The sequence below is a fragment of the Zunongwangia mangrovi genome (assembly GCF_900112105.1).
GTDB classification, from domain to species: domain Bacteria; phylum Bacteroidota; class Bacteroidia; order Flavobacteriales; family Flavobacteriaceae; genus Zunongwangia; species Zunongwangia mangrovi.
This window is the reverse complement of record NZ_FOKV01000006.1, coordinates 111869-136108: the sequence shown is the minus strand read 5'-3', so window position 1 is coordinate 136108 and position 24240 is coordinate 111869. Positions and strand designations below refer to the sequence as shown.

Here is a 24240-nt window from a genome sequence, read left to right as displayed (position 1 = left end):
ATCGATAACTAATCTCCCTTATAAACCTCCAAACATTCCTGTAGTGAATTGCCTTCCTCGTGTATGCATTCGCAAAATGTGATACAATTTTCGGGATTCTCGGTATCGCTGCATTGTCGCTCGCAATCTCTAACTGAATTACGTGGCATGATCTCGTAAATATTGGTGATAAAAAAGATAAAACCGATCGAGTACATAAAAACGCCACCAAAAAATGCAAAAGGAAACCTGCGAATTTTAGGGTGCTGTGGAAATAATTTTTCAGAAGTATGTTGCTTTAATGGAAGAATATATTTCAGTTTATGATAATCCCAGCACAGCAAAAAGATCACAGCTGTAAGCATAAGCGGTGCGGTAAAAAGTGAACCATCAAAACGAACGGCTAAAGAAAGCACCGTAATATTCAAAATGATAGGGAAATAGAACAAAGCGCCTAAAGTTGCCGTGCGCGGAATCAAAAGTAAAACCGCCGCAAGCATTTGCATTACACCAATAAAAGGATAATAATAACCGGTGTAAAAAAGCGCTTCCAAATAGTGTCCCATCGGGTGATTAATGGCTAAAGCCGTAAATCGTTCGCCATTGATCTTTACAAATCCCGAAGGTAAAAAGCCTGCCGCCAAAGCGATTCGGCAAAAAATGGCAAAATAACCTATCCAGATATTTCGTCTTGCCTGAAGATGAAATTGTTCAAGTTTTGCAATGATTTTCATTTCTTCGGAATGGATAAAATTGAGACTGAATTTATATAATTTCGGCTAAATATGGCCTGCCTGAAATCTTCAAAGTTTAACGGAAGCACTTCTTTAAAATCGAAATGATGAAATTTGTTCGCGTTTTTACCAATCTTAAAAGAACGATAATAATACCTGAAGTAATCGGGAAGAATTAGTGTACCCAATACGATCGCACCAAACATATACGGACTGTGTTTTCCGTTACCTAAACATAAATATTGCAAGGCGATCTCGTCTTCAACGTTGGTGCCGTAACCGCAAAGCGTATGATAGGCATCATGCCGTTCTACTTTTGCAATAAGTTCAAAATTATTTTTATTCAGGAATTCGCCAAGATGAAAACCAAAACTCTCTTTTGGGTAGTGGAGGAGTTGAGCAGTGCTAATATTCCACGGAATATGATTACGTTTTAAAAATTGTGTATAGACTTTTTGAGTCTGGTCAAAAAGCCAGTGAATTAATCGCTTTCGCATAAAGATATTTTTAAAGTACTTTGAAAATCAAAGTGAATGATTAAAATTTTTTGATCAATGAGCTGCCGAGTGATCCAAAGCTTTGATGTCGTTTTTGTAATCTTTAGGCAGTATAAGTTCTTTCAGGATATAATCGATTTTAAATACTCGGCTTAGTCGGTAAACCGGGATAATTGCGATTAGAACAGACTGATTTCTGAAATTCAGTAATTCTTTTACTCTTTCAGGCGACATTAAGATTTGTGCTTCCAGTAATAGCCAATAACGAATAATTCCTAAGTGTTTTTTATACTGAAGAAATAGATCTTTGGTAAAATCGCTATATTCAAAATTGTCCTGAAGTTGTGATTTTCGTTGTAATTCCCAGTCTTTAAAATTAGAGGGTAAATCAGCGATTTTCATCCCTTTTCCTACTTTCAGAAATACCTGAAAAACCTCTTGTTTTTCATGCAATGTTAGCTTTCGCTCCAAAGCTTCAAAAGCCCTTATCGAATAGTCGATCAGCATAAAAAGTACATCGCGATATGCCCAATCTGGGATTTTGAAACCTCGATTTTCTTCAATTTTCGCATGAATTTTATTCATTTGATCTATCGCCTGGAAAGCTGATTTATTTTCAGCAAAAACGATCACTTTCGCATAATTCACGGTAGAGAAAAGCCGGCCCAGCGGGTCTTTGGGAAGCCTGCCGGTATAATATAGCCAATCTACCGCTTTATTCAGCGCAAATTCAGCAGCAGCACCGGCAAAAATAAATAGGATGGTATCTGCTTTTCCCCAAATTTGGCGAACGATCGAGTCTTTTTTTGTGAAATAGGTGGTTTCCATAGCTTAATCCCAAAGTCCTACTTGTGCCAACGCGAAAACTAAGCTTAACCAAAAAATTACAAGAAAGCAAAATCCGCAAAAAATACTGATCAATTTTGTGTATTTATGGCCTTTAAAAAAGAAGTCACGTACCAGATAGTAAAATACACCACCACCAGCGCCACCAATCGTTGTGGTGATAATGGGGATGTACACCCAATTTTCAATTTCGCCTACTTTCAGCAAAATTCCGGCCAGTAGAAGTAACGCAATTCCAGCACCGATAAGTGCGCGTTTTAACGCCAAAGCGTAATCTAATTTCATGGGATTTTCGATAGTCATAATAGATGATTTTTACTTTGAATTTCAAAGTAGATGAATAAAAATTTTTATTTTAATTCGTTTCTTGATTTTATAATGTTTTCCAGGGCATCGATATGTTTTTTAAATGCTAATTTTCCAAGTTTCGTCGCTTTATATTTGGTGTTTGGTTTGCGATCTACAAAGGATTTTTGAACTTCAAGATATTCGGCTTTTTCAAGTGCTTTTATATGACTGGCAAGGTTACCATCAGTCACTTCTAAAAGTTCTTTTAACTGATTAAAACTGACTTTCTCGTTCACCATTAAAACCGACATGATTCCCAATCGAATGCGATGGTCAAAAAGTTTATTTATGTTTTCTATGATACTCACTTTGGACGTTTTCTTCGGAAATTATTTCTTCTGAATGATCATTAAACTTCCGTAAACAATATGCAAAAGTCCGAATCCTATCGTCCAAAACCAAAAACCATATCCGGGAAAACAGGCACAGATCAAACCGATCAAAATTTCTGAAATTCCTAAATATTTTATGGTGCCAATCGTATATTTTGAAGCATTAAGCAAAGCGAGTCCGTAAAAGATTAACATCAACGAAGCAGCTGAAGCAAAATCACCCTGATTCAATTTTGATAAAATATAGGCGCCACCGGTAAGCAGCGGAATTAAAAAATGAAATGCCAGTCTTTTAGCGGTTTCATCCCAAATCTTTTCATCATTTTTCTTCGCTTCTTTGGCCGAAAGTATATAAGCCGTCACCAGGCTAAGCAAAAGCACCAGCATAAGATCGATCACAATAGGCACTAGCTGCGGACTAGCAAATCCAATATTTTGATATTCAAACTGAGTAGGGAAGAAGAATATTTTCGCGATACCTGCACCAATAATAGCATAGATCCCGGCTATAATTCCTGAAGTGCCGCTAAGGGAAAGAAACCGCGAAGAGCGATTCATTAAATTTCTAATTTCAGATAGATCCTGTGAATAATCTTTATTCATTTTAAAGTACTTTGAAAATCAAAGTAAATGTATAAAAATAAATTATGCAACTGAATTTTAGTTTTTTATTTCTTTCAATCAAGAAAGTTGTTAGCTAAAACTCAGATTGCATAATTTAAGAATGCTTTTTTTAAAGCCTATTTCACCACCCAAATTGGGATCCTTGAATTCGAGGTTGAAAGCTCATCTGTAACGCTTCCTAACATTAAAGAAGAAATATTATTACTTCCTTTATCGGCAACCATTAAAAGATCTGCGTCGTTATCCTGCGAGCATTCGATAAGTTTTTCAGCGATCGTAGATTCTTTACTATCAAGCACTTTTTCTTCAATATCGTAGGTTTTATGCATGCGCTTAATGAATTTCTCTAAGCGTTCCTGGCTGTGTTTTTTCAGTTTCTCCTTCATCGTAGCTGCTGAAACATAAGGTGAAAACTGCGCCGGGATCTGGTACACATGTGCTGCCACGATAGTAGCATCGACCTTTTCCTTAATATAATCTACACTATTGTAGATCTTCATACAACTTCTAGAGAAGTCTGTTCCTGCCCAAATCGTGTCGAGTTTTGGCGTACAGGTTTCAGGAATAATAAGCAACGGGCATTTTACCATTCTTAATAGCTTATCGGTAATTACACCAGCTCCCTCATAATCGATCTTATTTCCTACAAGGATCATATCGATATAATATTTATTTACGATATGATTAAAGATCGATTCGGTATAAGGATCTTCAGCAATTAAAGTATCCCATTCGGCTTCAGCATCAAAACTATTAGTGATTTTTTCTGAGAGCTCGTCACCAATGATCTGCTCTAGATCAAGGTCTTTTAACTGCTCTTGGAATAGTTCTGAAATCGCATATTTCTTAATATTATGAGTGAAATATACTTTTTTGATATCTAATTTTTTCGCTAAAAAAGATGCGTATGCGATAAGGTGATCGTCCATAGGCGAAAGATCTAACCCTACCAGTATAGTGTTAACATTGATCATTTTTAATCGGCTTTTTTCAGGTTTCTTTTCTGTACTATTTCTTTAACGACCTCCTCGTAATTTTCTTTTTGTTTCTGCTCTTTTTTCTTATTCAGTTTTCGCATATCTTCATTAAGTCCCTGGTAGAGCGAATAACACATCACCAGCAAAATAAAAGCAAAGGGGAGACCCGTAACGATCGAAGCGGTTTGCAAGGCCTGTAAACCACCACCAACTAATAGAACGGCAGCGATGGTACCTTCAGCAACAGCCCAAAATATACGCTGTCCTACCGGTGCATCAATTTTTCCTCCTGAAGTTAAACTATCTACAACTAAAGAACCAGAATCTGAAGAAGTTACAAAGAATCCTCCAATTAAAATTACACCTACAACGTTAAGAACGGTTGCTAGTGGAAATTGTTCAAGAAATACGAAAAGTGCAGTTGCTACGTCTTCGTTTACAGCTTCTACAATAGCATTGTCTCCAGCTAGCACTTGTTGTATAGATGCACTACCAAAAGCAGAGATCCAAAAGAAGGTGATCAAAGAAGGAACGATAAGTACACCCAAAACAAATTCTCTAATTGTTCTACCTTTAGATACACGGGCGATAAATGTCCCTACGAAAGGAGACCATGCAATCCACCAACCCCAGTAAAATACAGTCCAGTCGTTTTGCCATTTGGTTCCTGTAAAACTTTCTGTCCAGGTAGAGATCATCAAGAAATCTGAAAAATAATTCCCGGTGTTTTGCACAAAAGATTGAAAAATAAAGATCGTTGGTCCTAATACCAAAACAAGAAGCAAAAGTACCACAGCAATTCTCATATTCCACTCACTCAAAATTCGAACACCTTTATCTACACCTAAAACTACAGATAAAGTAGCGATACCTGTAATTCCTGCAATTATGATAATCTGTGTTGTGATATCGTTCGTGATTCCAAATACGTGTTCTACACCCGCTGCGATTTGCTGTACCCCAAATCCAAGTGAAGTAGCTAATCCAAAAAGTGTTGCTAAAACCGCAAAAATGTCGATTAGGTTACCAATCCAACCATGAATTTTATCTCCTATAAAAGGATAGAAAACAGATCTTATCGTTAATGGTAAACCACGGGTGTACGTAAAGTAGGCTAAAGCAAGACCCACTAAAGCATAAATTCCCCAGGCATGAAAACCCCAGTGAAGAAATGTAAAGCTCATCGCTTCTCGCGCAGCAGCTACGGTTCCACCTTCGGCCATTGGCGGCGTGTTAAAGTGATTTATAGGTTCAGCAATACTCCAAAATAAAAGTCCGATTCCCATTCCGGCGCTAAATAGCATCGCGAACCAGGAACCTGTTTTAAATTCTGGTTTTGCATTTTGGCCTCCAATTCTAAGATTCCCAAATTTACTAAAGGCCAAATAGAGCATAAAGCCAAGAAAAATATTCACTACAAGTACAAAAAACCAACCACCATTATTGGCAACATAGTTTTGTACATTTTCGAATACTTTTTCTGCCTGTTTCTCGTAAATGAGCGTCAAGACAATACTTGCGGTAATAATAATGGTCGAAGAGAAAAATACCGGGCCGTTAACCTCTAATCCAAAAATGGATTTTTTCTCGTCGCTTCTGGTAACTTTTTCTGCCATACTAATGTGTTAGATGTTTAAAAATAATATCCTATGTTTATATTAAAACGGGCTTCCCATTTTGCATCTGGGTTCCCCGCAGAGAAATCGTCTACATAATTACCGCCAAGCCAGGAGTGATTATAACCTGCTGCATAGTCGATATAGGTGTAAACTTTTCCAGCGGTAATCAAAACGCCGGTCACATTCATAAAAGAATCTTCAAAATCGTCTTCGGCTTTATCCATAAAACCAAAATCATTATAGAATTCCAAATTTGATATTGGACCAATTTCTACAGGGATACTTCGGCTAACCGCAAGAGAGTAAAGATTGAAGTCTGCTGCAACGCCATAAGTACCACCGTAAGCCCCAAACTGAAGCACATTATCACTAATAGTATCTGGCGTGATCGGGTTGTGATCTACGATCATTCCCTGTGCTTTTACATTCCACTTTTCGCCCAAATATTCGTAGTGAAAGGCAAAACCGTGATGATCGCCGGTTTCTTTAGTGTCCAGATTATAAATACCACCGTATTGAACCGATGTTCCTAATTGATGGTTTCTATCTTTCCCAAGTTTGTAAATAAACTTTCCGTTAAACTGGTTAATTTCTTTGTTTCGTCCTGCAATATCGTAAGAATATCGAGAAGGATCAATTTCTGAAGTGCTACCAAATTGTAATTCTTCAGCATTTTTGAAGAAAGCTAATTGATACTGAATCCTTTCTGAATCATGAATATATTTTATACCCATGTCATGATCGTCTTCTAAACCAACATAATAAGTAAGGTTGAAGAACCAGTTGTGCGAGTTGTACTGCTGAAGTCCAAACGGAACCTGAGTTAGACCAACCTGAATCTGGTCTTCTTCATTAAACTTGTAGCCCATCCATCCCTGCTTCAGGAATCCACCACCAAAAGCTTCAGAATATAATCGATATTCTACGTTTAGAAAGATGTTTTTGTAAGTACCTACAGCATTTATCCTAAACATATCGTATCCAAAATCACCACCTCTATCTTTCTGTCCATCTTTCCAACTGGATAGATTATAATTAAAACGAAGTGCACCGCCAAGCGTAAGCTTAGGTTTTTCTTCTTCTCCTTCGTCCTGAGCTAAAAGTGGAGCTGAGAATAGTAAGAAAATGATGCTAAGAAAAAACTGATAAGATCGAAGAGGTAAAGTTTTTGTCATTCAAAAATGTTTTTAGTGGATCGCGAAAAAATAAAAATCTTCTACAAAATCCTAAAATTTAGTAAAGCCTTATATCATCTTTGGGAACAATTTAGATAATTGATTCTTAATTGTACAATAAAAAAAGATTTAAAAATAATATCCAATATTAATATTAAATCTGGCCTCCCATTTAGGGTCTGCTTCTCCGGTAGAAAATTCGTTATCAAAATCGCCACCTAACCAGGAATGATTATATCCGGCGGCATAATCGATATAAGTGCTTACCGGCCCCGAATTTATTAGAACTCCTAAAACATTCATGTAAGAATCTCCAAATCCATCGATGCGTTTATGCATATACCCAAAATCGTTGTAAATCTCTATTTTTTCTACAAAATCCCGATTGATATAAAATAGGTGTGAAACTCCAAAGTTGTACATCTCAAAATTTGTAGCTACTTCGTACGGAGTGCCATAAGCGCCCATTTGGATAATATTTCTGGTATTTCCGGGAGCGTTCGCAGGATCGAATTCAGCTTTTGTAGCCTGTGCTTTTATAAACCAGTCATCAGATTTATATTCATAATGAACAGCGAGAGCGTAGCGATTTCCTGTTTCTGTGGTTTCAATATTATAAATTCCGCCATACTGAGCAGATAAACCTACTTTATGCATGCCATCTAAAGAGGGTTTATAAAGAATCTTTCCGTTAAATTGGTTCACCTCTTTGTTGTTGCCAACAATATCGTAGCCGTAACGATGTGGAGAGGCAGGAGAATTATTTCCAAAGGTAAGTTCTTCAGCATTTTTAAAAAATCCCAAATGATATTCGAACATATCACCCATGTACGAATACCGTATTCCCATATCATAATCGTCTTCTAAACCAACATAGTATGGTAAATTTAGAAACCAGTTGTGTGAACTATAACGTTCAATACCAAAAGGAACTTGTACCAGTCCCATCTGTACTTCGCGTTTATCATCTAACTTATAGCCAAGCCAACCCTGTTTTAAAAAACCTCCACCAAAGGCTTCAGAATAAAGTCGATATTCTGCATTTACATAAAGGTTTTTGTAAGAGCCATTGACGGCAAGTCTAAAAACATCAAAACCAAAATCGCCACCTCTTTCCTGCATTTCGGGTTTCCAGGACGATAAATTGTAGTTAAAGCGCAAAGCGCCACCAATATCTAATTTTGGTTTGGGTTTTTCTTCGTTTTTTTCCTGAGCAAAGCTTTGGTAGGGTAGAAGAATGCTAAATAATAGAATAGGAAAAAAGTAATTTTGGAGTAAAAATCTATTCATAGTTTACTTTTTTTTTAAGTTACTACGAATAATTAGCATATGTCTTAAATCGATGAAACTTTAATATTTAATTAAAGTTTTAAGAAGAAAAAAGCCTTCTATGAGCATAGAAGGCTTTAAATAGAAAATTATAAACAAAAAACAGAATTAGATTACAAACTAAGATTGTGTAAGCTGAATCATAATGGCAAGTTCTTCTGCTAATTTATCGGTATTACCATTCCAACCTACAGATTTAAATTTTATGCGACCATCAGGCCCTACTACAAATTTTGTAGGAATTCCTGAAACGCCATAAGAATCTACTACTTCAAAATCGTTACTATCTTCTACCTTTTCATCCATTAAAACATGGAAATCATACTCGTTATCAGCAATAAACTCGGTTACTTCTTTCATACGAACATCTGGAGCTTGTCTCTCCCAGGTATCGATAAATAAGAATTCTACGTTTGGATTGTCTTTGTGAGCAACTACAGCTTTTTGCATTCCCGGGAACGACATTTTACATGGCCCGCACCAGGTCGCCCAAAAATCAAGAACAACGGTTTTTCCTTTTAATTCTTCTAAACTAACCTCGTTACCATCAAGATCCTTTAAAGCAAAATTGCTGGCATCCTCGTCGATCATCATTTTCTTGATGTCGCTTTTAGCTTTTTTATGCCCTTTTTCTTCAAGCATAGCTAACTCGTCTTCAAATCCAGAGGCATCACCGCTTGCAGTATAAGCTTCCTTATAATATTCTTTTAATTTTTCAGAAGCTTTATTTTCAGCAATAAAATCGGCCGACTTTTCCTTGGCAACATCGTATTGCTCATCTTCAACTAAATATTGAATGTATTTTTCAGTAATATCAGCATCGGCCATTTTAGAATTGCTAGCCATTTCCTGATATTTTATCGCTTCTTTTAGATCACCTTTCTTATACATTATTGTTGCATAAGTATCCTGATACATCGCTTTGCTATAATCTAAATTTGCTGCGTATTGAGAAGCTGCTTGAGTTTCAGGTTTATCTTTTTTAGGATCGATATTGTCTAAAACAGTTAAGGATTTTTTAGAGATTTCCTGGGCTTCATCTAGGTTTTTGTTTTCCTCAACCAATTTCCAGGCGATACTATTATATGCTGAAGCCTTTCTTCCTTTCTCTGAAATTTTTGAAGCATATTCCTGAGCCTTATCGATTTCACCTTCGGCAGTTAGTTCACTTGCCAGCGTCGATAGCATGTAGCTTTTATAAACGTTGTCTTTTCCTACTTTATCCTGGTAATCTATATATACCTGCTCTTTTGCATCAACACTTTTTGCCTGATACAATTTCTGGTAATAGCTTAAGGAGGCTAAAGAACCTTTTGGAAACTTTTCAGGAATTAAGCCTCTCAAAGAATCAGCTGCTTCCTTATTTCCTACAGCAGCATTAACTTGAGATAATTTGGAGTAATCGTCTTCGCTAAGAGAATCGTTTTCTTTAGCAGCTTGCATTTGTTTTTCGACGAAAGCACTGGCTTTTTCTTTGTCAGCCTTTATAGCGACAACATAAGGAAGTGCCCATTGTTGTTCTAAAGATGGATCTTTTTCAAAATCACTTTCGTAATTGGCAATAATAGAATCTTCAGCTATTTCTACACCTCCATATCGCTCACCCAGGCCGTAAAAATTTGCGATCTGTGAAGCACTTCCAGTAAGCGGATTCCCTTCTTCATCATATAAGGGTAAAACAAATCCAGCCTTATTGTTATTTTGGTCGATGTTATATTGTTTGAATTGAAATGAGATCGCAGTAGCCGTATCTGGGATTTTGATGCTAGATGTATATAGCATAGCCGAATCTTTAAGTTCGATATCTTCTGGATAGATATTGCTGCCGGTCATAAAATTGATGATTCCTTTAACCTTCTCATCTTCACTATCTGGAATGCTATCTTCAGCGGCATAAGTGATTTTAATTTCATCACCCGGTTGTGGAAATTCTTTGCTTATATGAAGTGCTCCAATATCTTTACCTTTCTCTTCAGGTTCGCTTTCGCAAGAAGTTAGAGCGGTACATAAAGCTATTGCGGGTAGTATTAATTTTTTCATGTTATGATTGATGTTTTTATGTGGTGCGTATGAAAATAGTTAAAAAGAGTTAAAGTTTTATGTTTAAGCGTTGATTTAACATTTATTCTGAATATTGAATAATATAATCGTTTTTAAATGAGTAAAGCGTAAAAATGCGCCCTGATTTTATCAAAAATAAAAAGGCTCTGTTCGCAGTTTTTAGATTACAGAGCCTTTTTTAGAAATAAAATAAATTTCTAATTAGAAAGCATTAATGGTTTGTCTTACCGCAACAAGATTAGTCATTAATTGTTCTAAATATTTTAGGTCTAACATATTGGCACCATCACTTTTTGCATTAGCAGGATCAAAATGAGTTTCGATAAATAATCCATCTACATTGTTTACAACTCCGGCTCTAGCAATGGTTTCGATCATATCTGGTCGCCCGCCGGTTACTCCGCTGGTTTGGTTAGGCTGTTGTAAGCTGTGCGTAACATCTAAAACCGTAGGGGCAAACTCGCGCATGGTTGGGATACCTCTAAAATCTACGATCATATCTTTGTAGCCAAACATAGTACCACGATCGGTCACCATTACCTGCTCATTATTACAATCGGTTACCTTAGTTACCGCGTGTTTCATCGCCTCCGGACTCATAAACTGTCCTTTTTTAAGATTTACGGTTTTTCCGGTTTCAGCAGCGGCAACAACAAGATCGGTCTGGCGCACAAGAAAAGCCGGAATTTGTAGAATATCAACGTATTCTGCGGCTAATTTTGCATCGCTAATTTCGTGAATATCGGTGATGGTTGGCACTTTAAAAGTTTCAGAAACCTTTCTAAGAATCTTTAGTGCTTTTTCGTCACCAATCCCGGTAAAACTATCGATACGAGAACGATTCGCTTTTTTAAAACTTCCTTTAAATACATAAGGAATCTTCAGTTTGTCGGTAATTTCAACAACTTTTTCAGCAATTCTTAAAGCCATTTCTTCACCTTCGATGGCACATGGCCCGGCAAGAAGAAAAAAGTTAAGAGAATCGGCATTATGTATCTGTGGTATATTTTCTAATTTCATTTTTCTAGAATTAATTCAGCAAAGATAACTTAATCAAATTTGCCAGCCATATATTTAGAATATTGTCATTACCGGGTAATATTCGATGTTTTCAGAATTAATTTTTTGGGTCTTAATTAATAGCCTTTTGACGATTATTTAACCTGAATGTCCATAGAAACCGCCTATTTTTGATGAAAATCGACTAATTAATGCCTAATTTGAAGCTCATCTGCTTAATACGAATAATGTTAACAACGATATATGATTCTTTTTTAAGCATTTAAATTAATTAATACTGAAAACCCCAAATTTCAATATAAAATGATCTTCTCGAAAAGCCATATTCCACGTTTTTGTATATTTTTCTTTAGCTTATTTATGCTGAATAATTTGCCAGGAAGAGCACAGGAAAGTAGGATTGTCAAAAAGATTTCTACGGAAGTTAAAACTACAGATTGGAAGAAAACTGAAGCCTTTGAAACCTCCTACGATAAAGACGAAGTCTTAGAAGCAACCGCTTATAAAAAGGAACCAAAAGTAATTGGGGTAGTAGATGTAGAAGAAGCCTCGGGTTTAGCATATTCTGTAGCGAATCCAGGAATGCTTTGGACGCATAATGATTCTGGTAACGACAATGAGTTATTTTTGATCAATGCGCAGACAGCCGAGTTAGAAGCAACTTACGAGATCAAAGGAATTAAAAATAAAGATTGGGAAGATGTCGAAGTTACTATCGATCCAAGATCTGGCGAACCATATATTTATGTTTCTGATACGGGAGATAATAAAGAAGATCGTAAAAATTATAAGGTTTACCGTTTTAAAGAACCAGTTTTTAAAAAAGGGGATAAAAAAGAAAAATGGAAACCAAAAGGTCTATCTGAGATCAAATTAAATTATCCCGATAAGCACCACGATGCTGAAGCGATCTTTGTAGATCCATTTACTCAAGACTTTTTTTTGGTAACCAAGAGAGATTCAAGGTCGATTGTTTATGTGCTGCCTTTCCCGGCAAAAAAGGAGAAAAAGAATAAGCTAATTAAAGTTGGAGAGCTTTCTTTCGATCGGGTTTCTGCAGCTAATTTTTCTTTAGATGGAAAAAGACTGGTGATCAAAAACCGGGAAGAGATTTTTTATTGGGAAAGAGAAAATAGAGAGAGCACTTTAGAAATGCTTAGGCGAGATCCCAAAAAAGCACCTTATATTGTCGAAGCACAGGGTGAAGCGATATGCTTTGATAAAGATGGTAATTATTTTACGCTAAGCGAAGCTGCAGATGAGCCGGAAGATGCCAAATTGTATAAATATTTACTGAAGTAATAATATATTTCAAAGCGATCCTAGTTCTAGGAATAGCTGATTTTTGGCTCTTTTTTAAAGCATTTGCAGTTATTACTTTAAAAATTAATATTTTAAATAACTGATGTTTTGTGTTGCGTAAAATGCGTGTAATTCTAATTTAAAACTTCAATTTAGATATAAGTCTTTGTTTTACAATTTGTTACTTTTAGATTATTTTTTCTAATAATATTATTTAAAGCTTTATTTGGCGAAAAATAGCTGTATATTTGCGCCCTTTAAAAACAGGCTTTTATGGCAGCTATTAAAAATATTGCAATTATTGCGCACGTAGACCACGGTAAAACTACCCTGGTTGATAAGATCATGTATCATTGTCGTTTATTTAGAGAAAACGAGAATACAGGTGATCTTATTTTGGATAATAACGATCTTGAGAGAGAGCGTGGTATTACCATTACTTCCAAAAATGTATCTGTAGTATATAAGGATACAAAGATTAACATTATCGATACTCCTGGTCACGCCGATTTTGGTGGAGAGGTAGAGCGTGTGTTAAATATGGCGGATGGTGTTTTACTTTTAGTAGATGCGTTTGAAGGGCCTATGCCACAAACTCGTTTTGTACTTCAAAAAGCTATCGATCTTGGTTTAAAACCATGTGTGGTTGTAAACAAAGTAGATAAAGAAAACTGTACTCCAGAAGAAGTTCACGAAAAAGTATTCGATTTAATGTTCGAGCTTGGAGCAGAAGAGTGGCAGTTAGACTTCCCAACAGTTTATGGTTCTGCTAAGAACAACTGGATGAGTGAAGACTGGAAAAACCAGACAGAAAATATCGAGCCATTATTAGATATGGTGATCGAGCATATTCCTTCTCCAAAAGTAGATAAAGAAGGAACACCACAAATGCTTATTACTTCTTTAGATTTCTCTTCTTTTACAGGACGTATTGCCATTGGCCGTTTACAACGTGGAATCTTAAAAGAAGGAATGAATGTTTCTTTGGTAAAAAGAGACGGAACGATAAAGAAAACCAAGATCAAAGAACTTCATACTTTTGAAGGTCTTGGAAGACGTAAGGTAGAAACTGTTGAAGCTGGAGATATTTGTGCGGTTGTAGGATTAGAAGGTTTTGAAATTGGTGATACTATTGCCGATTTTGAAAATCCAGAGGCTTTAAAAACGATTGCTATCGACGAGCCTACAATGAGTATGTTATTTACCATTAACGATTCACCTTTTTTTGGTAAAGACGGTAAGTTTGTAACCTCTAGACATATTAAAGAAAGACTTACAAAAGAATTAGAAAAGAACCTTGCATTACGTGTTAACGAAACAGATAGTGCAGATAAATTTATGGTGTTTGGTCGTGGGGTACTTCACTTATCAGTACTTATTGAAACCATGCGCCGTGAAGGATACGAATTACAAATTGGGCAGCCACAGGTAATTATCAAAGAGATTGATGGTGTTAAATGTGAGCCTGTTGAAGAACTAACGATCGATCTTCCAGAAAATGTTTCTGGTAAAGCAGTAGAAATGGTTACGCTTCGTAAAGGAGAAATGCTTTCTATGGAAGCGCGTGGTGATCGTATGGTTTGTGAATTTATCATCCCGTCTCGTGGAATTATAGGTTTACGTAACCAGTTATTAACTGCAACTGCCGGTGAAGCTATTATGGCGCACCGTTTTAAAGAATATCAGCCGTTAAAAGGAGGAATTCCAGAGCGTTTAAATGGATCTTTAGTATCTATGGAAAAAGGAACCGCAATTCCTTATTCTATCGATAAACTTCAAGATCGTGGTAAATTCTTTGTAGATCCGGGAGAAGATATTTACGAAGGTCAGGTTATTGGTGAGAACTCACGCCAGGATGATATGGTAGTGAACATCACTAAAACCAAAAAACTTTCTAACGTACGTTCTTCAGGAGCAGATGAAAAAGCGAAAATTGTTCCTGCAATTAAGTTCTCTTTGGAAGAAGCTTTAGAATATATTCAGAAAGATGAGTATGTAGAAGTAACTCCAAATCACTTAAGATTAAGAAAGATTTTCTTAACTGAAAACGAAAGAAAAAGAAATAAGATTATCTAATTGATATTTTATACCGAAACAAAAACCTCACAGTGCAAACTTGTGAGGTTTTTTTGTTTAGTTTACAGTTTACAGTTTACAGTTGACGGTTGACAGCTGTCAGCTCTCAGCGATCAGCTTCATTCAAAACCAACAAATTCTCAAATTATCAAATTCATTTTTTAGCCTTCAGCAATCAGCAATCAGCAATCAGCAATCAGCTCTCAGCTTTCAGCGATCACAATTTAAAATTCGAATAGTTTTATCCTATCTCTTGCCTCCTGATTCCGCAAATTCCAAATCTTTCAATAATTTTCAAATTCGGAATTCGATATTCATAAAATCGTTCATCACATCACCGCATTTTCAAATTATCAAATTCATTTTTTAGCTCTCAGCATTCAGCTTTTAGCGATCAAAATTTAAAATTCGAATAGTTTTATCCTATCTCTTACCTCTTGATTCCGCAAATTCCAAATCTTCCAATAATTTTCAAATTCGGAATTCGATATTCATAAAATCGTTTATCACATCACCACATTTTCAAATTATCAAATTCATTTTTTAGCTCTTAGCATTCAGCATTCAACATTACCACATCATCAAATTATCTTATCTCAAAACTCACATCTAACTTCTAGTATCCAGAAAAAAAAAGCCCCAAATTTTAACGAATATTGAATCCTATAAAATCATCGTTTCTGTTGAATATAGCTGGCGATTTGGCTATTTTTGCATCGTGAAATTCTTGTTTCCCATATTCGCATTTTTGATTATAATTCGGCCTGCTTTTCCGATAGTGGAATATGTGCTGAATTACGATTACATCAGCAAAGAGCTTTGCGAAAATAAAGACAGACCTGAGTTGGCCTGTAATGGAAAGTGTTACTTGATGCAGGCTTTAGCTGAAGCTTCAGAAAAAGAATCACAGCAAAAAAAGGAAACTTCAGCAAAAAAAATAGAGATCCCTTTATTTTATGCTGAAAAACAACTGGTTTTAAATACCAATTTCGATGCTGAAGCGATTGCACATAACTTCGTTGCAAAACCTCAGTTTTATCAATATTATTCTCTTCAGGACTTTTTTCATCCTCCAATCATTTAAGTTTTCTCGATATTCGAGAATTTAAGAATCAATTTTTAAACTATTCAGAAAATCATTTTTGAGTAGTGATCATACGTATTTTTAAAAACTTAAAAGTTTAAGATGAAGATTTCAATAAAACTAATCTATAGATCGGCTTTACTATTAGGCCTTGCATTAATCGCTGTTTCCTGTGCTGAAGATACTTCAGCTAAAAAAGAACAATACGAAGAATTATTTCACCAGGTGTTGGACGTTCACGACGAGGTGATGCCTAAAATGGGTGATATTCCAGAAATTTCTAAAGAATTAAAGGCGATTGCCGATACCAGTAGTACAGCTGAGAAATACCTTAAAGCCGAGCAAAAACTACAGGAAGCAGATAAGCTAATGATGGATTGGATGCATAGCTTTAGCGACGAATTTGTGAAGAATAAAGCGAAAGTTCAAAAAATGACTAACGAAGAACTTCAGCAACAAATCGAAGCTTTACAGGAAGAACTTGGCGATGTAAAAGCAATGCAGCAAGCTGTAGATTTTAGCATAGAAAACGCACGAGCACTTACTAATAAATAGGGATAAGTATATCGAATGCGATATTTAGGCTTTTTCGTAGCCTTTTTTATCCTGCTAAAACCCATAATGCCCATTTTCGACTATATTTTCAATTACGATTATATAGTAACCGAATTGTGTATTAATAAAGATCGGCCAGATCTCGCCTGTAATGGTAAATGTTACTTAATGCAGTCGCTGGCCCGGCAGGCCGATGAAGAGCACGAAGAAAAACGCGGAATCTTAGCCAATAGATACGAGCTGCCTTTGCTATATTTTGAAGTTGATAAGGTGATTTTCGATGAAAACCCAGTCAATTTTAAAAAAGGTGAAAAGCAGCAGTTTTCTTATCTGGCGCTTTATACTTTTCTCTTTGATAAGAGAATGGTAAAACCTCCTATTGTTTAAAAATTCATTTTAAAAAAGGCAAAAATCGGCTTACGCAATAAGACCGACAGCCATAACTATGTCTAAAATTTCCAATCCTTAATATGGATTTTGGAAACAGGCATAGCAGTAAAATACTATTTAAAATTGCTTAAAAAGCACTTCAAAATTTAAACAAAATGAATTTTAATTATATAAAAACTCTTTTAATACTTCTTGCTATTTCATTAACCGCCTGTTCTTCAGATGACGATGCGGTAAACAACTTAGGAGGCGAAAATAATGTGCGTATTGAATTTGATGCCGGTGTTGATGGCGATGCACTTTTGCTTGGCGCCGCTAGTTACACCAATTCTAACGGGGAAAGTTTAACGATTGATCGTTTCAATTATATCGTGAGTAATTTTGTGCTTATCGATGCCGAAGGAACCGAATTTACCTACCCAAAAGATGATAGTTATTTTGTAATAAGTGAGGAAAATGAGCTTACCGAAGTTCTTTTAGAGAATATCCCGGCTGGCGAATATGTAGCGCTTCGATTTGGAGTAGGTGTAGACCAGGAAAAATATCAGCAGGGCGCAGAAGGTCAGGGTGATTTTCTTCAGATTGCCGAAGAAAATGAAATGATGTGGTCCTGGCAGGCAGGTTATAAATTCCTGAATTTCGAGGGAACTTTTACCTCAGAAAGTATAACCGAGCCTACAATTTTCCAAATCCACATGGGAAGCCACGGAAGCAGCCTGGACAATTATCGTGAAGTTACATTGCAACTACCAACCGATGCTTTGGTAAGCGAAGATTTGAGTCCGGTGGTACACATGGCCGTAGATGCCAACCAGATATTGGATGGACAATATAAAATCGAACTTTCTGAAGCGGCAGTGGTAATGATCGACGAAGTTAAAAGTCCGCAAATCTCTGAAAATGTAAGCGGAATGTTTCGGGTAGATCATGTGCATAATGGGGAAAATGTTCAGCATTAATCTGCACTTATTGATGAGTAGATTTAGAAATACAGTAGTACTGATATTGCTTGTTTTTGGATTAAATTCTTGCAGTGATGATGAAGCCGAATATATCTCGATCAATCGCGAGTTGGATGTGAATATTCCGTCAAATTTTCCGGCAATTCAGTACGATCTTAGTGCAAACGCACCCACTGAAAAGGGTTTTGAGCTTGGTAAAAAGCTGTTTTATGATGGTAAGTTGTCTTCAAACGGATTTATTTCCTGTGGATTTTGCCACGAGCAGCGTTTTGCGTTTACGCATCATGGGCATCAATTTAGTCACGGTATCGACGATCTGGAAGGAACCAGAAATGCGCCTGCTATTCAGAATATGGCTTTTCAGAAAGAATTTGCCTGGGATGGGGCGACTTCGCATCTGGATTTGTTTCCTATAATTCCGATTACCAATGAAGTTGAAATGGGAGAAACAGTCTCGAATGTGATTTCAAAATTAAGAGCAGATGCCGAGTATCAACAATTATTTGCTGAAGCTTTTGAAGATGGTGAAGTAAACAACGAATATTTCTTTAAAGCCTTATCGCAGTTTATGGTGATGATGATTTCTTCAAATTCGAAATATGATAAATATATTCGGGATGAAGAAGGTGGCGATTTTACTGAAATTGAAGAATATGGCTACGAATTATTTCAGCAAAAATGCGCGTCCTGCCATACCAGCGATCTGTTTACCGATGATGCATTTAGAAATAGCGGTTTACCCATCTATCCTGGCATAGATGATATAGGAAGAGCAGAGGTGACCGGTAGCGTAGCCGATAATTATAAATTTAAAGTGCCAAGCTTACGAAACGTAGCGATCACAGCACCTTATATGCACGATGGCCGTTTTGGTAGTTTAGAATCGGTACTTAATTTCTATCAAAATGGAGTGCAGGATTCAGAAACTTTAGATCCTATTTTAAAACAAAATAACAGGTTGGGAATCGATTTAAGCGAAGCAGAAAAAGAAGCTTTGATCGCTTTTTTAAATACCCTAACCGACGAAACTTTTTTAAACGATAAACGATTTGCAGAATATTAAAAGCATAATACTATTGATATTGGGCGTTTTTGGCAGTACTTTTTTAAAAGCCGAAAGCTTAAAGGATTCAACCAATGTCTTCGCGAATTTTAATTTTAAAACCGCTACTGAAGATTTTGGTTTAGTTGAAAATCAAAAAACAAGTGCCGAATTTTTCGATTTTGATGATTGTGATGTTTGCGGCTGCGGAAGTAGTGGCGGTAGTATGGGCTACGGCACGATTGGCGATGGTAATTTTGTTGGGGTAAGATATATCACGCAACAGTATCGCTCTCGAGATGGGATTTACAATAATTCTCCCTGGATTGATGAGAATTTTAATACCATGCAGGCCTGGGCCAGGATTCCGGTTAGTCAGAAAATTAAACTGAATGTAATTGTGCCATATCATTTTCATAATCGGCAATTTGTAGATGAAACTTCACAACGTATTAATGGTTTGGGAGATATTAGTATTCTTGGATTTTACCAGTTAATTTCACCAAAGTTAGACGGATTTTTACCCGAGCAACAAACTAAATTCAAGCATAATATTGAAGTAGGAGTAGGAGTGAAGTTGCCAACCGGGGAATACGATCGCGCTAATAATGAAGGTAGTGTAAACCCGAGTTTTCAGGTAGGAACCGGAAGTTGGGATGTATTGCTTGCCTCAAATTATTCGGTAAGTCATAAAAACTGGGGATTAGGAGTGTTAGCGAACTATACAATTAAAACTGAAAATGAGCAGGAGTATCATTTTGGCGATCAGTTTAATTACGGAGTAAATTTATTTAGAACTTTCAACACGATGAATGCAAAAACATTTACGCCTGTTTCTATTAGTCCGGTTTTGGGCATTTCAGGAGAAGTTTTTGGAGAAAATGAAAGTTACGGTGTGGTCGTTCAGGATACAAAAGGAAATGTTTTATTTAGCCGAATAGGCGTGGAATCTACCTACGGAAAAATATCTGGCGGAGTTAATCTCATGCTTCCGTTATCGCAGGATCTAAATGGCGGTGTTGTTGAAGCCAAAATGCGATTAGGAATCCACCTGAATTTTGTGTTGTAAAAAAGCAGACTTCAGCAAACCGCCGGGCAAGCCCGTGAGGCATTTTTTTGAAAATCGTATTTGTGTCGAGGCAAGCCTCGGAACATTTAATCTCGATTATCGAGTAAAAAAAAGAAAAGCTGCTATTGGTGAAAATAGCAGCTTTTTTTATATAAAATCTTCTTAGAAATTTAGAAGGTTATTTCAGAATAAATAGTTTTCTAACTTCTAACTTCTAACTTAAACCGTTTTCTGTACCACTTCAAAAACACGTTGTCCGTCGCATTTTAGGGTTTTAGAAGGATATTTCAGTAATAAGGCATAATCGTGAGTGGCCATTAAAATCGTATTTCCGTTTCGGCTAATTTCCTGTAAAACTTCCATCACTTCTACAGAGGTTTGCGGATCCAGGTTTCCGGTAGGCTCATCGGCAAGGATCAATTCAGGATCATTTAAAAGCGCACGTGCAATGGCAACACGCTGTTGCTCTCCACCAGAAAGTTGATAAGGAAACTTAAAACCTTTGGTTTTCATGCCCACCTTTTCTAAAACAAGATCGATCTTTTGATCCATATTGCTTTTGTCTTTCCAGCCGGTGGCTTTTAGTACAAAAAGAAGATTGTCTTTAATATTACGATCTGTCAATAACTTAAAATCCTGAAAAACAATACCCAGTTTTCTACGTAAATAAGGAATATCTTTTTCTTTTAATTTTCTAAGGTTAAAATCTACGATGGTTCCTTCACCTTCAGTTAAAGGAAGATCGCCGTAAAGCGTTTTCATAAAACTACTTTTTCCGGTACCGGTCTTTCCTATCAGGTATACAAAATCACCTTTATTTACCGTAACATCAACTTCAGAAAGTATAAGATTTTCACGCTGGTAAATTGCAGCATTTTTAAGTTCGAGAACAACGTTGGCCATAAATCAAAATTCTTTTCAGTATAAAAGCTTTTAAAGCTAATCGTCCAAGACCAATACTTGGATATCCTTATAAACAGACTAAAAACTGAGGCCAAAATTATACAATTTCAGGCTTAATTTTTAGAGGGATTATAAAACACTTCAAGCTATAAAACTAAGGCTAAATATACAGTTTTAGTGCGGTGCTGTACTACTTTTTTTCACATTAACATAATTATAGTGTTTAATTCGCGTTTAGAATTAAAGCATTAAATTATCTTTGATTACCAAACCTAAAAAACTATAAATGACAACCGGCAAACCTTACCTAATTGTTGTTTTTCTATTAGTGGCGAGTATTGGATTTTCCCAACAGTCTGCCATTTATACCAATGATCTTGTAAAATTTAACAAGGCCTTAGAATTGTATAATAATGAGCAATATCTGGCGGCCCAAAAACTTTTTGCAGATGTTAAAGAAGAAGCAACAGACGAGAAAATAAAAGGCGATTGTGCATATTATGTTGCCAACGCCGCGGTGAGACTAAACCAGCCAGGAGCAGATGAGCTTATGGAGCGTTTTGTGTCCCGATATCCAACCAGTACCAAAACTAATTCTGCTTACCACGATGTAGCAACTTACTATTTTAATACAGGTAAATATCCGCAGGCCCGTAAGTGGTACGATATGGTAGATGAGAAAAGTATGAGTCGTGCCGAATTAGAAAAGTATTACTTCAATAAGGGATACGTTTATTTTCAGACCAACGATATGGGGCAGGCGAAAAACTACTTTAACCGTGTAATGGATTCTGAACAGTATGGTGCGCAGGCAAAATATTATATTGGTTATATGGCGTACGAATCTAACGATTACGACCAGGCGAACCAGTATTTTGATGAAGTAAAAGGAGACGAGCGTTATGGCCAGGATCTTTCGTATTATCAGGCCGATATGAACTTTAAGCTTGGAAATTTTGAAAAAGCGATTCAGCTTGGAAAAGAGCAACTGCCAAAATCTAATGTGATGGAAAAATCACAATTAAATAAGATTATTGGAGAGAGTTATTTCAATTTAAAACAATACGACCAGGCTATTCCTTATTTAAAAGAATATCAGGGCGTAAGAAGGAAGTGGAATAACACCGATTATTACCAGTTAGGATATGCTTACTACCAGCAGGGAGATTATGTAAACGCAATTTCAGAATTCAATAAAATAATCGACGGAAAAAATGCGATCGCTCAAAATGCTTACTATCATTTAGCGCAATCCTATTTAGAATCTGGACAAAAGCAGCAGGCATTAAATGCGTTTAAAAATGCCAGTGAAATGGATTTTGATGCAAAGATCAAAGAAGATGCGATGCTTAATTATGCTAAACTTGGTTATGAAATTGGGAATAGCTACGAGAGTCCTTCTAAGGTTTTAATTACGTTTTTAGAAACTTATCCAAATTCTGCGAATAAAGCTGAAGCTGAAGAATTATTGATCAACTCTTTTATTACTTCGGGGAATTTTGAAGAAGCGATGCAGCTTTTAGAAAGTAATAGAAATTTTGCAGATAAAGTAGCATATCAAAAGGTGGCTTATTTCTACGGAATTCAACTTTATGAAGAAGGTGATTATTATGAAGCGATCAAGAATTTTGATAAAGCTTTAAAAGAACCTCGTGACCCAAAAATTACAGCAAAAGCAACTTATTGGAAAGCAGAAAGTGAATTCAATGTAAATAGAATTGACGATGCAATTATTGGTTATAAGGAATTTGGCGGGATGACCGCTGCTGCGGGAACCGATGAAAAAGCAGATCTGGATTATAATATTGGTTACGCATATTTTAAGAAAAATGAATATGATCGTGCGATCGAATATTTTAAAAGATACGCTGAAAATAGCCAAAATGAGTCGGCCAAAAGAAACGATGCTTATTTAAGATTAGGAGATAGTTACTTTGTGAACAGTCAGTACTGGCCAGCAATGGAATCCTATAATTCGGCTATTGCAAACGGTGTTGGTAATGCAGATTATGCAGCTTTTCAAAAAGCGATAAGCTATGGTTTTGTAGATCGTAACGAACGTAAGATCGAAGATCTTTCAGGGTTCAATAATAAATATCCAAGATCGGCTTTTCGTGATGATGCGCTTTACGAACTAGGAAATACTTATGTAGCGACCAATAATACCTCGCAGGCAATTTCTACATACGATCGTTTAATTAGAGAAGTGCCGGGAAGTGCTTTGGTTCCTAAAGCGATGCTGAGACAGGGATTAATTTATTACAACGGAAACCAAGGAGAAAAAGCCCTTTCAAAATTTAGAAAAGTAGTAAGCGATTATCCTAATACACCTGAAGCAATGGAAGCAGTTTCTACAGCAAGAAATGTTTACGTAGATCTTGGTAGAACAGATGAATATGCAAGCTGGGTGAAAAATATCGACTTTGTTGAAGTTAGTGATGCCGATTTAGATAATACAACTTACGAAGCAGCCGAAAATCAATATTTAGCGAACAATACCGCACAGGCAAAATCGAATTTCCAGAAATATCTGAAAAGTTTCCCTAACGGAATCCATGCGATCAATGCTAATTTCTATTTAGCCCAACTACAGTATCGTGAAGGCAATAGGGAAGCATCGATCCCTAATTATAAATATGTGATCGATAAACCAAATAACGAGTTCACCGAACAATCTTTAGCTAGACTTTCTGAAATTTATCTTGAAAATTCACAATATCAGGAAGCGGTACCATTGTTACAGCGTTTAGAGCAAGTAGCTGGCGATGCACAGAATACGATTTATGCACAATCTAACCTGATGAAGTCTTTTGACGAGATGAATCAGCCGGGACAGGCAGCAGCTTATGCAGATAAGGTGTTGGCAAACCCTGAAGCTGATAAACAAGCCAGAACCGATGCACAATTGATCGTAGCAAGATCTGCGATTAAATCTGGAAATGAAGCCAAAGCAAAAGCGGCTTATGCTGAAGTTCAGAAAACTGCAACCGGAGAATTAGCGGCAGAGGCATTGTATTATGATGCTTATTTTAAAAATAAGAGCAATAACTATGAAGCTTCAAATGCGGCAGTACAAATCTTGGCGAAAGATTTTTCAGGATATAAAAAATGGGGAGCAAAAGGATTGGTCTTAATGGCTAAAAACTTCTATGAACTAGGGGATGCGTATCAGGCAACCTATGTTTTGGATAACGTGATCAAAAATTTCAGTAAATATCCAGAAGTGGTTCAGGAAGCGCAACAGGAACTTTCCAGAATTAAAGCTGAAGAAGCAAAAACGAATTCTTCAGTACAAACCGGAAATAATTAATCCTTA

General features: G+C 36.3%; 22 protein-coding genes. 9 read left to right on the top strand and 13 right to left on the bottom strand.

Annotation, left to right across the window (positions count from 1 at the left end; genetic code table 11):
• Window positions 1-8: 8 nt before the first annotated feature.
• The 12 genes from BM201_RS13530 to kdsA form a co-directional block, all read right to left on the bottom strand.
• Window positions 9-713 carry a hypothetical protein gene (locus BM201_RS13530; RefSeq protein ID WP_092543503.1) on the bottom strand — a complete coding sequence of 235 codons (705 nt, stop codon included), beginning with the start codon at window positions 711-713 and terminating at the stop codon, window positions 9-11.
• Window positions 710-1210 (bottom strand): Coq4 family protein, encoded by a 501-nt coding sequence (locus tag BM201_RS13525; RefSeq protein WP_092543501.1) that lies wholly within the window; start codon window positions 1208-1210, stop codon window positions 710-712. Before BM201_RS13525 ends, BM201_RS13530 begins: the two co-directional genes overlap by 4 nt.
• A 54-nt stretch (window positions 1211-1264) precedes the next feature.
• Complete coding sequence (locus tag BM201_RS13520) at window positions 1265-2038, bottom strand: oxygenase MpaB family protein (protein ID WP_092543499.1); 774 nt, start codon at window positions 2036-2038, stop codon at window positions 1265-1267.
• Window positions 2039-2041: 3 nt separating this feature from the next.
• Complete coding sequence (locus tag BM201_RS13515) at window positions 2042-2359, bottom strand: hypothetical protein (RefSeq protein WP_092543497.1); 318 nt, start codon at window positions 2357-2359, stop codon at window positions 2042-2044.
• Window positions 2360-2406: 47 nt separating this feature from the next.
• Window positions 2407-2712, bottom strand: coding sequence for a winged helix-turn-helix domain-containing protein (locus tag BM201_RS13510; RefSeq protein WP_092543495.1), 306 nt, complete (start codon window positions 2710-2712; stop codon window positions 2407-2409).
• Between the two features lie 21 nt (window positions 2713-2733).
• Window positions 2734-3339 carry a hypothetical protein gene (locus BM201_RS13505; RefSeq protein WP_092543493.1) on the bottom strand — a complete coding sequence of 202 codons (606 nt, stop codon included), beginning with the start codon at window positions 3337-3339 and terminating at the stop codon, window positions 2734-2736.
• Between the two features lie 137 nt (window positions 3340-3476).
• Entirely contained in the window at window positions 3477-4334 is an 858-nt protein-coding gene (locus tag BM201_RS13500) for a universal stress protein (protein WP_092543491.1), read from the bottom strand.
• A gap of 2 nt (window positions 4335-4336) precedes the next feature.
• Window positions 4337-5953, bottom strand: a complete 1617-nt coding sequence (locus BM201_RS13495) for a BCCT family transporter (RefSeq protein WP_092543489.1) — start codon at window positions 5951-5953, stop codon at window positions 4337-4339.
• 17 nt (window positions 5954-5970) lie between these two features.
• Complete coding sequence (locus BM201_RS13490; protein ID WP_092543487.1) at window positions 5971-7131, bottom strand: hypothetical protein; 1161 nt, start codon at window positions 7129-7131, stop codon at window positions 5971-5973.
• Between the two features lie 129 nt (window positions 7132-7260).
• On the bottom strand, window positions 7261-8421 hold the full coding sequence (locus tag BM201_RS13485) for a hypothetical protein (RefSeq protein WP_092543485.1): 1161 nt from the start codon (window positions 8419-8421) through the stop codon (window positions 7261-7263).
• Between the two features lie 159 nt (window positions 8422-8580).
• Window positions 8581-10500: a TlpA disulfide reductase family protein gene (locus BM201_RS13480; RefSeq protein ID WP_092543483.1), complete on the bottom strand. Its 1920-nt coding sequence runs from the start codon at window positions 10498-10500 to the stop codon at window positions 8581-8583.
• A 222-nt stretch (window positions 10501-10722) separates the two neighbouring features.
• Window positions 10723-11541 (bottom strand): 3-deoxy-8-phosphooctulonate synthase, encoded by an 819-nt coding sequence (gene kdsA, locus BM201_RS13475; RefSeq protein WP_092543481.1) that lies wholly within the window; start codon window positions 11539-11541, stop codon window positions 10723-10725.
• A gap of 303 nt (window positions 11542-11844) precedes the next feature.
• Here kdsA and BM201_RS13470 point away from each other — a divergent pair, with 303 nt between their 5' ends.
• From BM201_RS13470 to BM201_RS13435, 8 genes are all read left to right on the top strand, one after another.
• A complete protein-coding gene (locus BM201_RS13470) occupies window positions 11845-12843 on the top strand; it encodes a hypothetical protein (RefSeq protein ID WP_139219233.1) in 999 nt (332 codons plus the stop codon).
• Between the two features lie 273 nt (window positions 12844-13116).
• Window positions 13117-14919, top strand: a complete 1803-nt coding sequence (gene typA, locus BM201_RS13465; protein WP_092543477.1) for a translational GTPase TypA — start codon at window positions 13117-13119, stop codon at window positions 14917-14919.
• A gap of 787 nt (window positions 14920-15706) precedes the next feature.
• Window positions 15707-16003, top strand: a complete 297-nt coding sequence (locus BM201_RS13460) for a hypothetical protein (protein ID WP_139219231.1) — start codon at window positions 15707-15709, stop codon at window positions 16001-16003.
• A 102-nt stretch (window positions 16004-16105) separates the two neighbouring features.
• Window positions 16106-16558: a peptide chain release factor 1 gene (locus BM201_RS13455; RefSeq protein ID WP_092543473.1), complete on the top strand. Its 453-nt coding sequence runs from the start codon at window positions 16106-16108 to the stop codon at window positions 16556-16558.
• A gap of 66 nt (window positions 16559-16624) precedes the next feature.
• Complete coding sequence (locus BM201_RS13450; RefSeq protein WP_092543471.1) at window positions 16625-16945, top strand: hypothetical protein; 321 nt, start codon at window positions 16625-16627, stop codon at window positions 16943-16945.
• Between the two features lie 158 nt (window positions 16946-17103).
• Entirely contained in the window at window positions 17104-17907 is an 804-nt protein-coding gene (locus BM201_RS13445; RefSeq protein ID WP_092543469.1) for an MbnP family protein, read from the top strand.
• Between the two features lie 13 nt (window positions 17908-17920).
• A complete protein-coding gene (locus BM201_RS13440) occupies window positions 17921-18973 on the top strand; it encodes a cytochrome-c peroxidase (RefSeq protein WP_092543467.1) in 1053 nt (350 codons plus the stop codon).
• A complete protein-coding gene (locus tag BM201_RS13435) occupies window positions 18960-20021 on the top strand; it encodes a transporter family protein (RefSeq protein WP_245758641.1) in 1062 nt (353 codons plus the stop codon). Before BM201_RS13440 ends, BM201_RS13435 begins: the two co-directional genes overlap by 14 nt.
• A gap of 219 nt (window positions 20022-20240) precedes the next feature.
• On the opposite strand, the gene BM201_RS13430 is transcribed toward BM201_RS13435, so the two are convergent.
• Window positions 20241-20924, bottom strand: coding sequence for a cell division ATP-binding protein FtsE (locus tag BM201_RS13430; RefSeq protein WP_084840975.1), 684 nt, complete (start codon window positions 20922-20924; stop codon window positions 20241-20243).
• A gap of 286 nt (window positions 20925-21210) precedes the next feature.
• On the opposite strand from BM201_RS13430, the gene BM201_RS13425 reads away from it, so the two are divergent.
• Window positions 21211-24234, top strand: a complete 3024-nt coding sequence (locus tag BM201_RS13425) for a tetratricopeptide repeat protein (RefSeq protein ID WP_092543465.1) — start codon at window positions 21211-21213, stop codon at window positions 24232-24234.
• Window positions 24235-24240 lie beyond the last annotated feature (6 nt).

Excerpts from the sequence above, each read along its gene's own strand:
- BM201_RS13515 (WP_092543497.1), bottom strand. The coding sequence starts at position 2,359 with ATGACTATCGAAAATCCCATGAAATTAGATTACGCTTTGGCGTTAAAA.
- BM201_RS13490 (WP_092543487.1), bottom strand. The coding sequence starts at position 7,131 with ATGACAAAAACTTTACCTCTTCGATCTTATCAGTTTTTTCTTAGCATC.
- BM201_RS13430 (WP_084840975.1), bottom strand. The coding sequence starts at position 20,924 with ATGGCCAACGTTGTTCTCGAACTTAAAAATGCTGCAATTTACCAGCGT.
- BM201_RS13450 (WP_092543471.1), top strand. The coding sequence starts at position 16,625 with ATGCCCATTTTCGACTATATTTTCAATTACGATTATATAGTAACCGAA.
- BM201_RS13445 (WP_092543469.1), top strand. The coding sequence starts at position 17,104 with ATGAATTTTAATTATATAAAAACTCTTTTAATACTTCTTGCTATTTCA.
- BM201_RS13525 (WP_092543501.1), bottom strand. The coding sequence starts at position 1,210 with ATGCGAAAGCGATTAATTCACTGGCTTTTTGACCAGACTCAAAAAGTC.
- kdsA (WP_092543481.1), bottom strand. The coding sequence starts at position 11,541 with ATGAAATTAGAAAATATACCACAGATACATAATGCCGATTCTCTTAAC.
- typA (WP_092543477.1), top strand. The coding sequence starts at position 13,117 with ATGGCAGCTATTAAAAATATTGCAATTATTGCGCACGTAGACCACGGT.
- BM201_RS13425 (WP_092543465.1), top strand. The coding sequence starts at position 21,211 with ATGACAACCGGCAAACCTTACCTAATTGTTGTTTTTCTATTAGTGGCG.
- BM201_RS13505 (WP_092543493.1), bottom strand. The coding sequence starts at position 3,339 with ATGAATAAAGATTATTCACAGGATCTATCTGAAATTAGAAATTTAATG.
- BM201_RS13530 (WP_092543503.1), bottom strand. The coding sequence starts at position 713 with ATGAAAATCATTGCAAAACTTGAACAATTTCATCTTCAGGCAAGACGA.
- BM201_RS13485 (WP_092543485.1), bottom strand. The coding sequence starts at position 8,421 with ATGAATAGATTTTTACTCCAAAATTACTTTTTTCCTATTCTATTATTT.
- BM201_RS13480 (WP_092543483.1), bottom strand. The coding sequence starts at position 10,500 with ATGAAAAAATTAATACTACCCGCAATAGCTTTATGTACCGCTCTAACT.
- BM201_RS13470 (WP_139219233.1), top strand. The coding sequence starts at position 11,845 with ATGATCTTCTCGAAAAGCCATATTCCACGTTTTTGTATATTTTTCTTT.
- BM201_RS13520 (WP_092543499.1), bottom strand. The coding sequence starts at position 2,038 with ATGGAAACCACCTATTTCACAAAAAAAGACTCGATCGTTCGCCAAATT.
- BM201_RS13455 (WP_092543473.1), top strand. The coding sequence starts at position 16,106 with ATGAAGATTTCAATAAAACTAATCTATAGATCGGCTTTACTATTAGGC.
- BM201_RS13440 (WP_092543467.1), top strand. The coding sequence starts at position 17,921 with ATGAGTAGATTTAGAAATACAGTAGTACTGATATTGCTTGTTTTTGGA.
- BM201_RS13495 (WP_092543489.1), bottom strand. The coding sequence starts at position 5,953 with ATGGCAGAAAAAGTTACCAGAAGCGACGAGAAAAAATCCATTTTTGGA.
- BM201_RS13500 (WP_092543491.1), bottom strand. The coding sequence starts at position 4,334 with ATGATCAATGTTAACACTATACTGGTAGGGTTAGATCTTTCGCCTATG.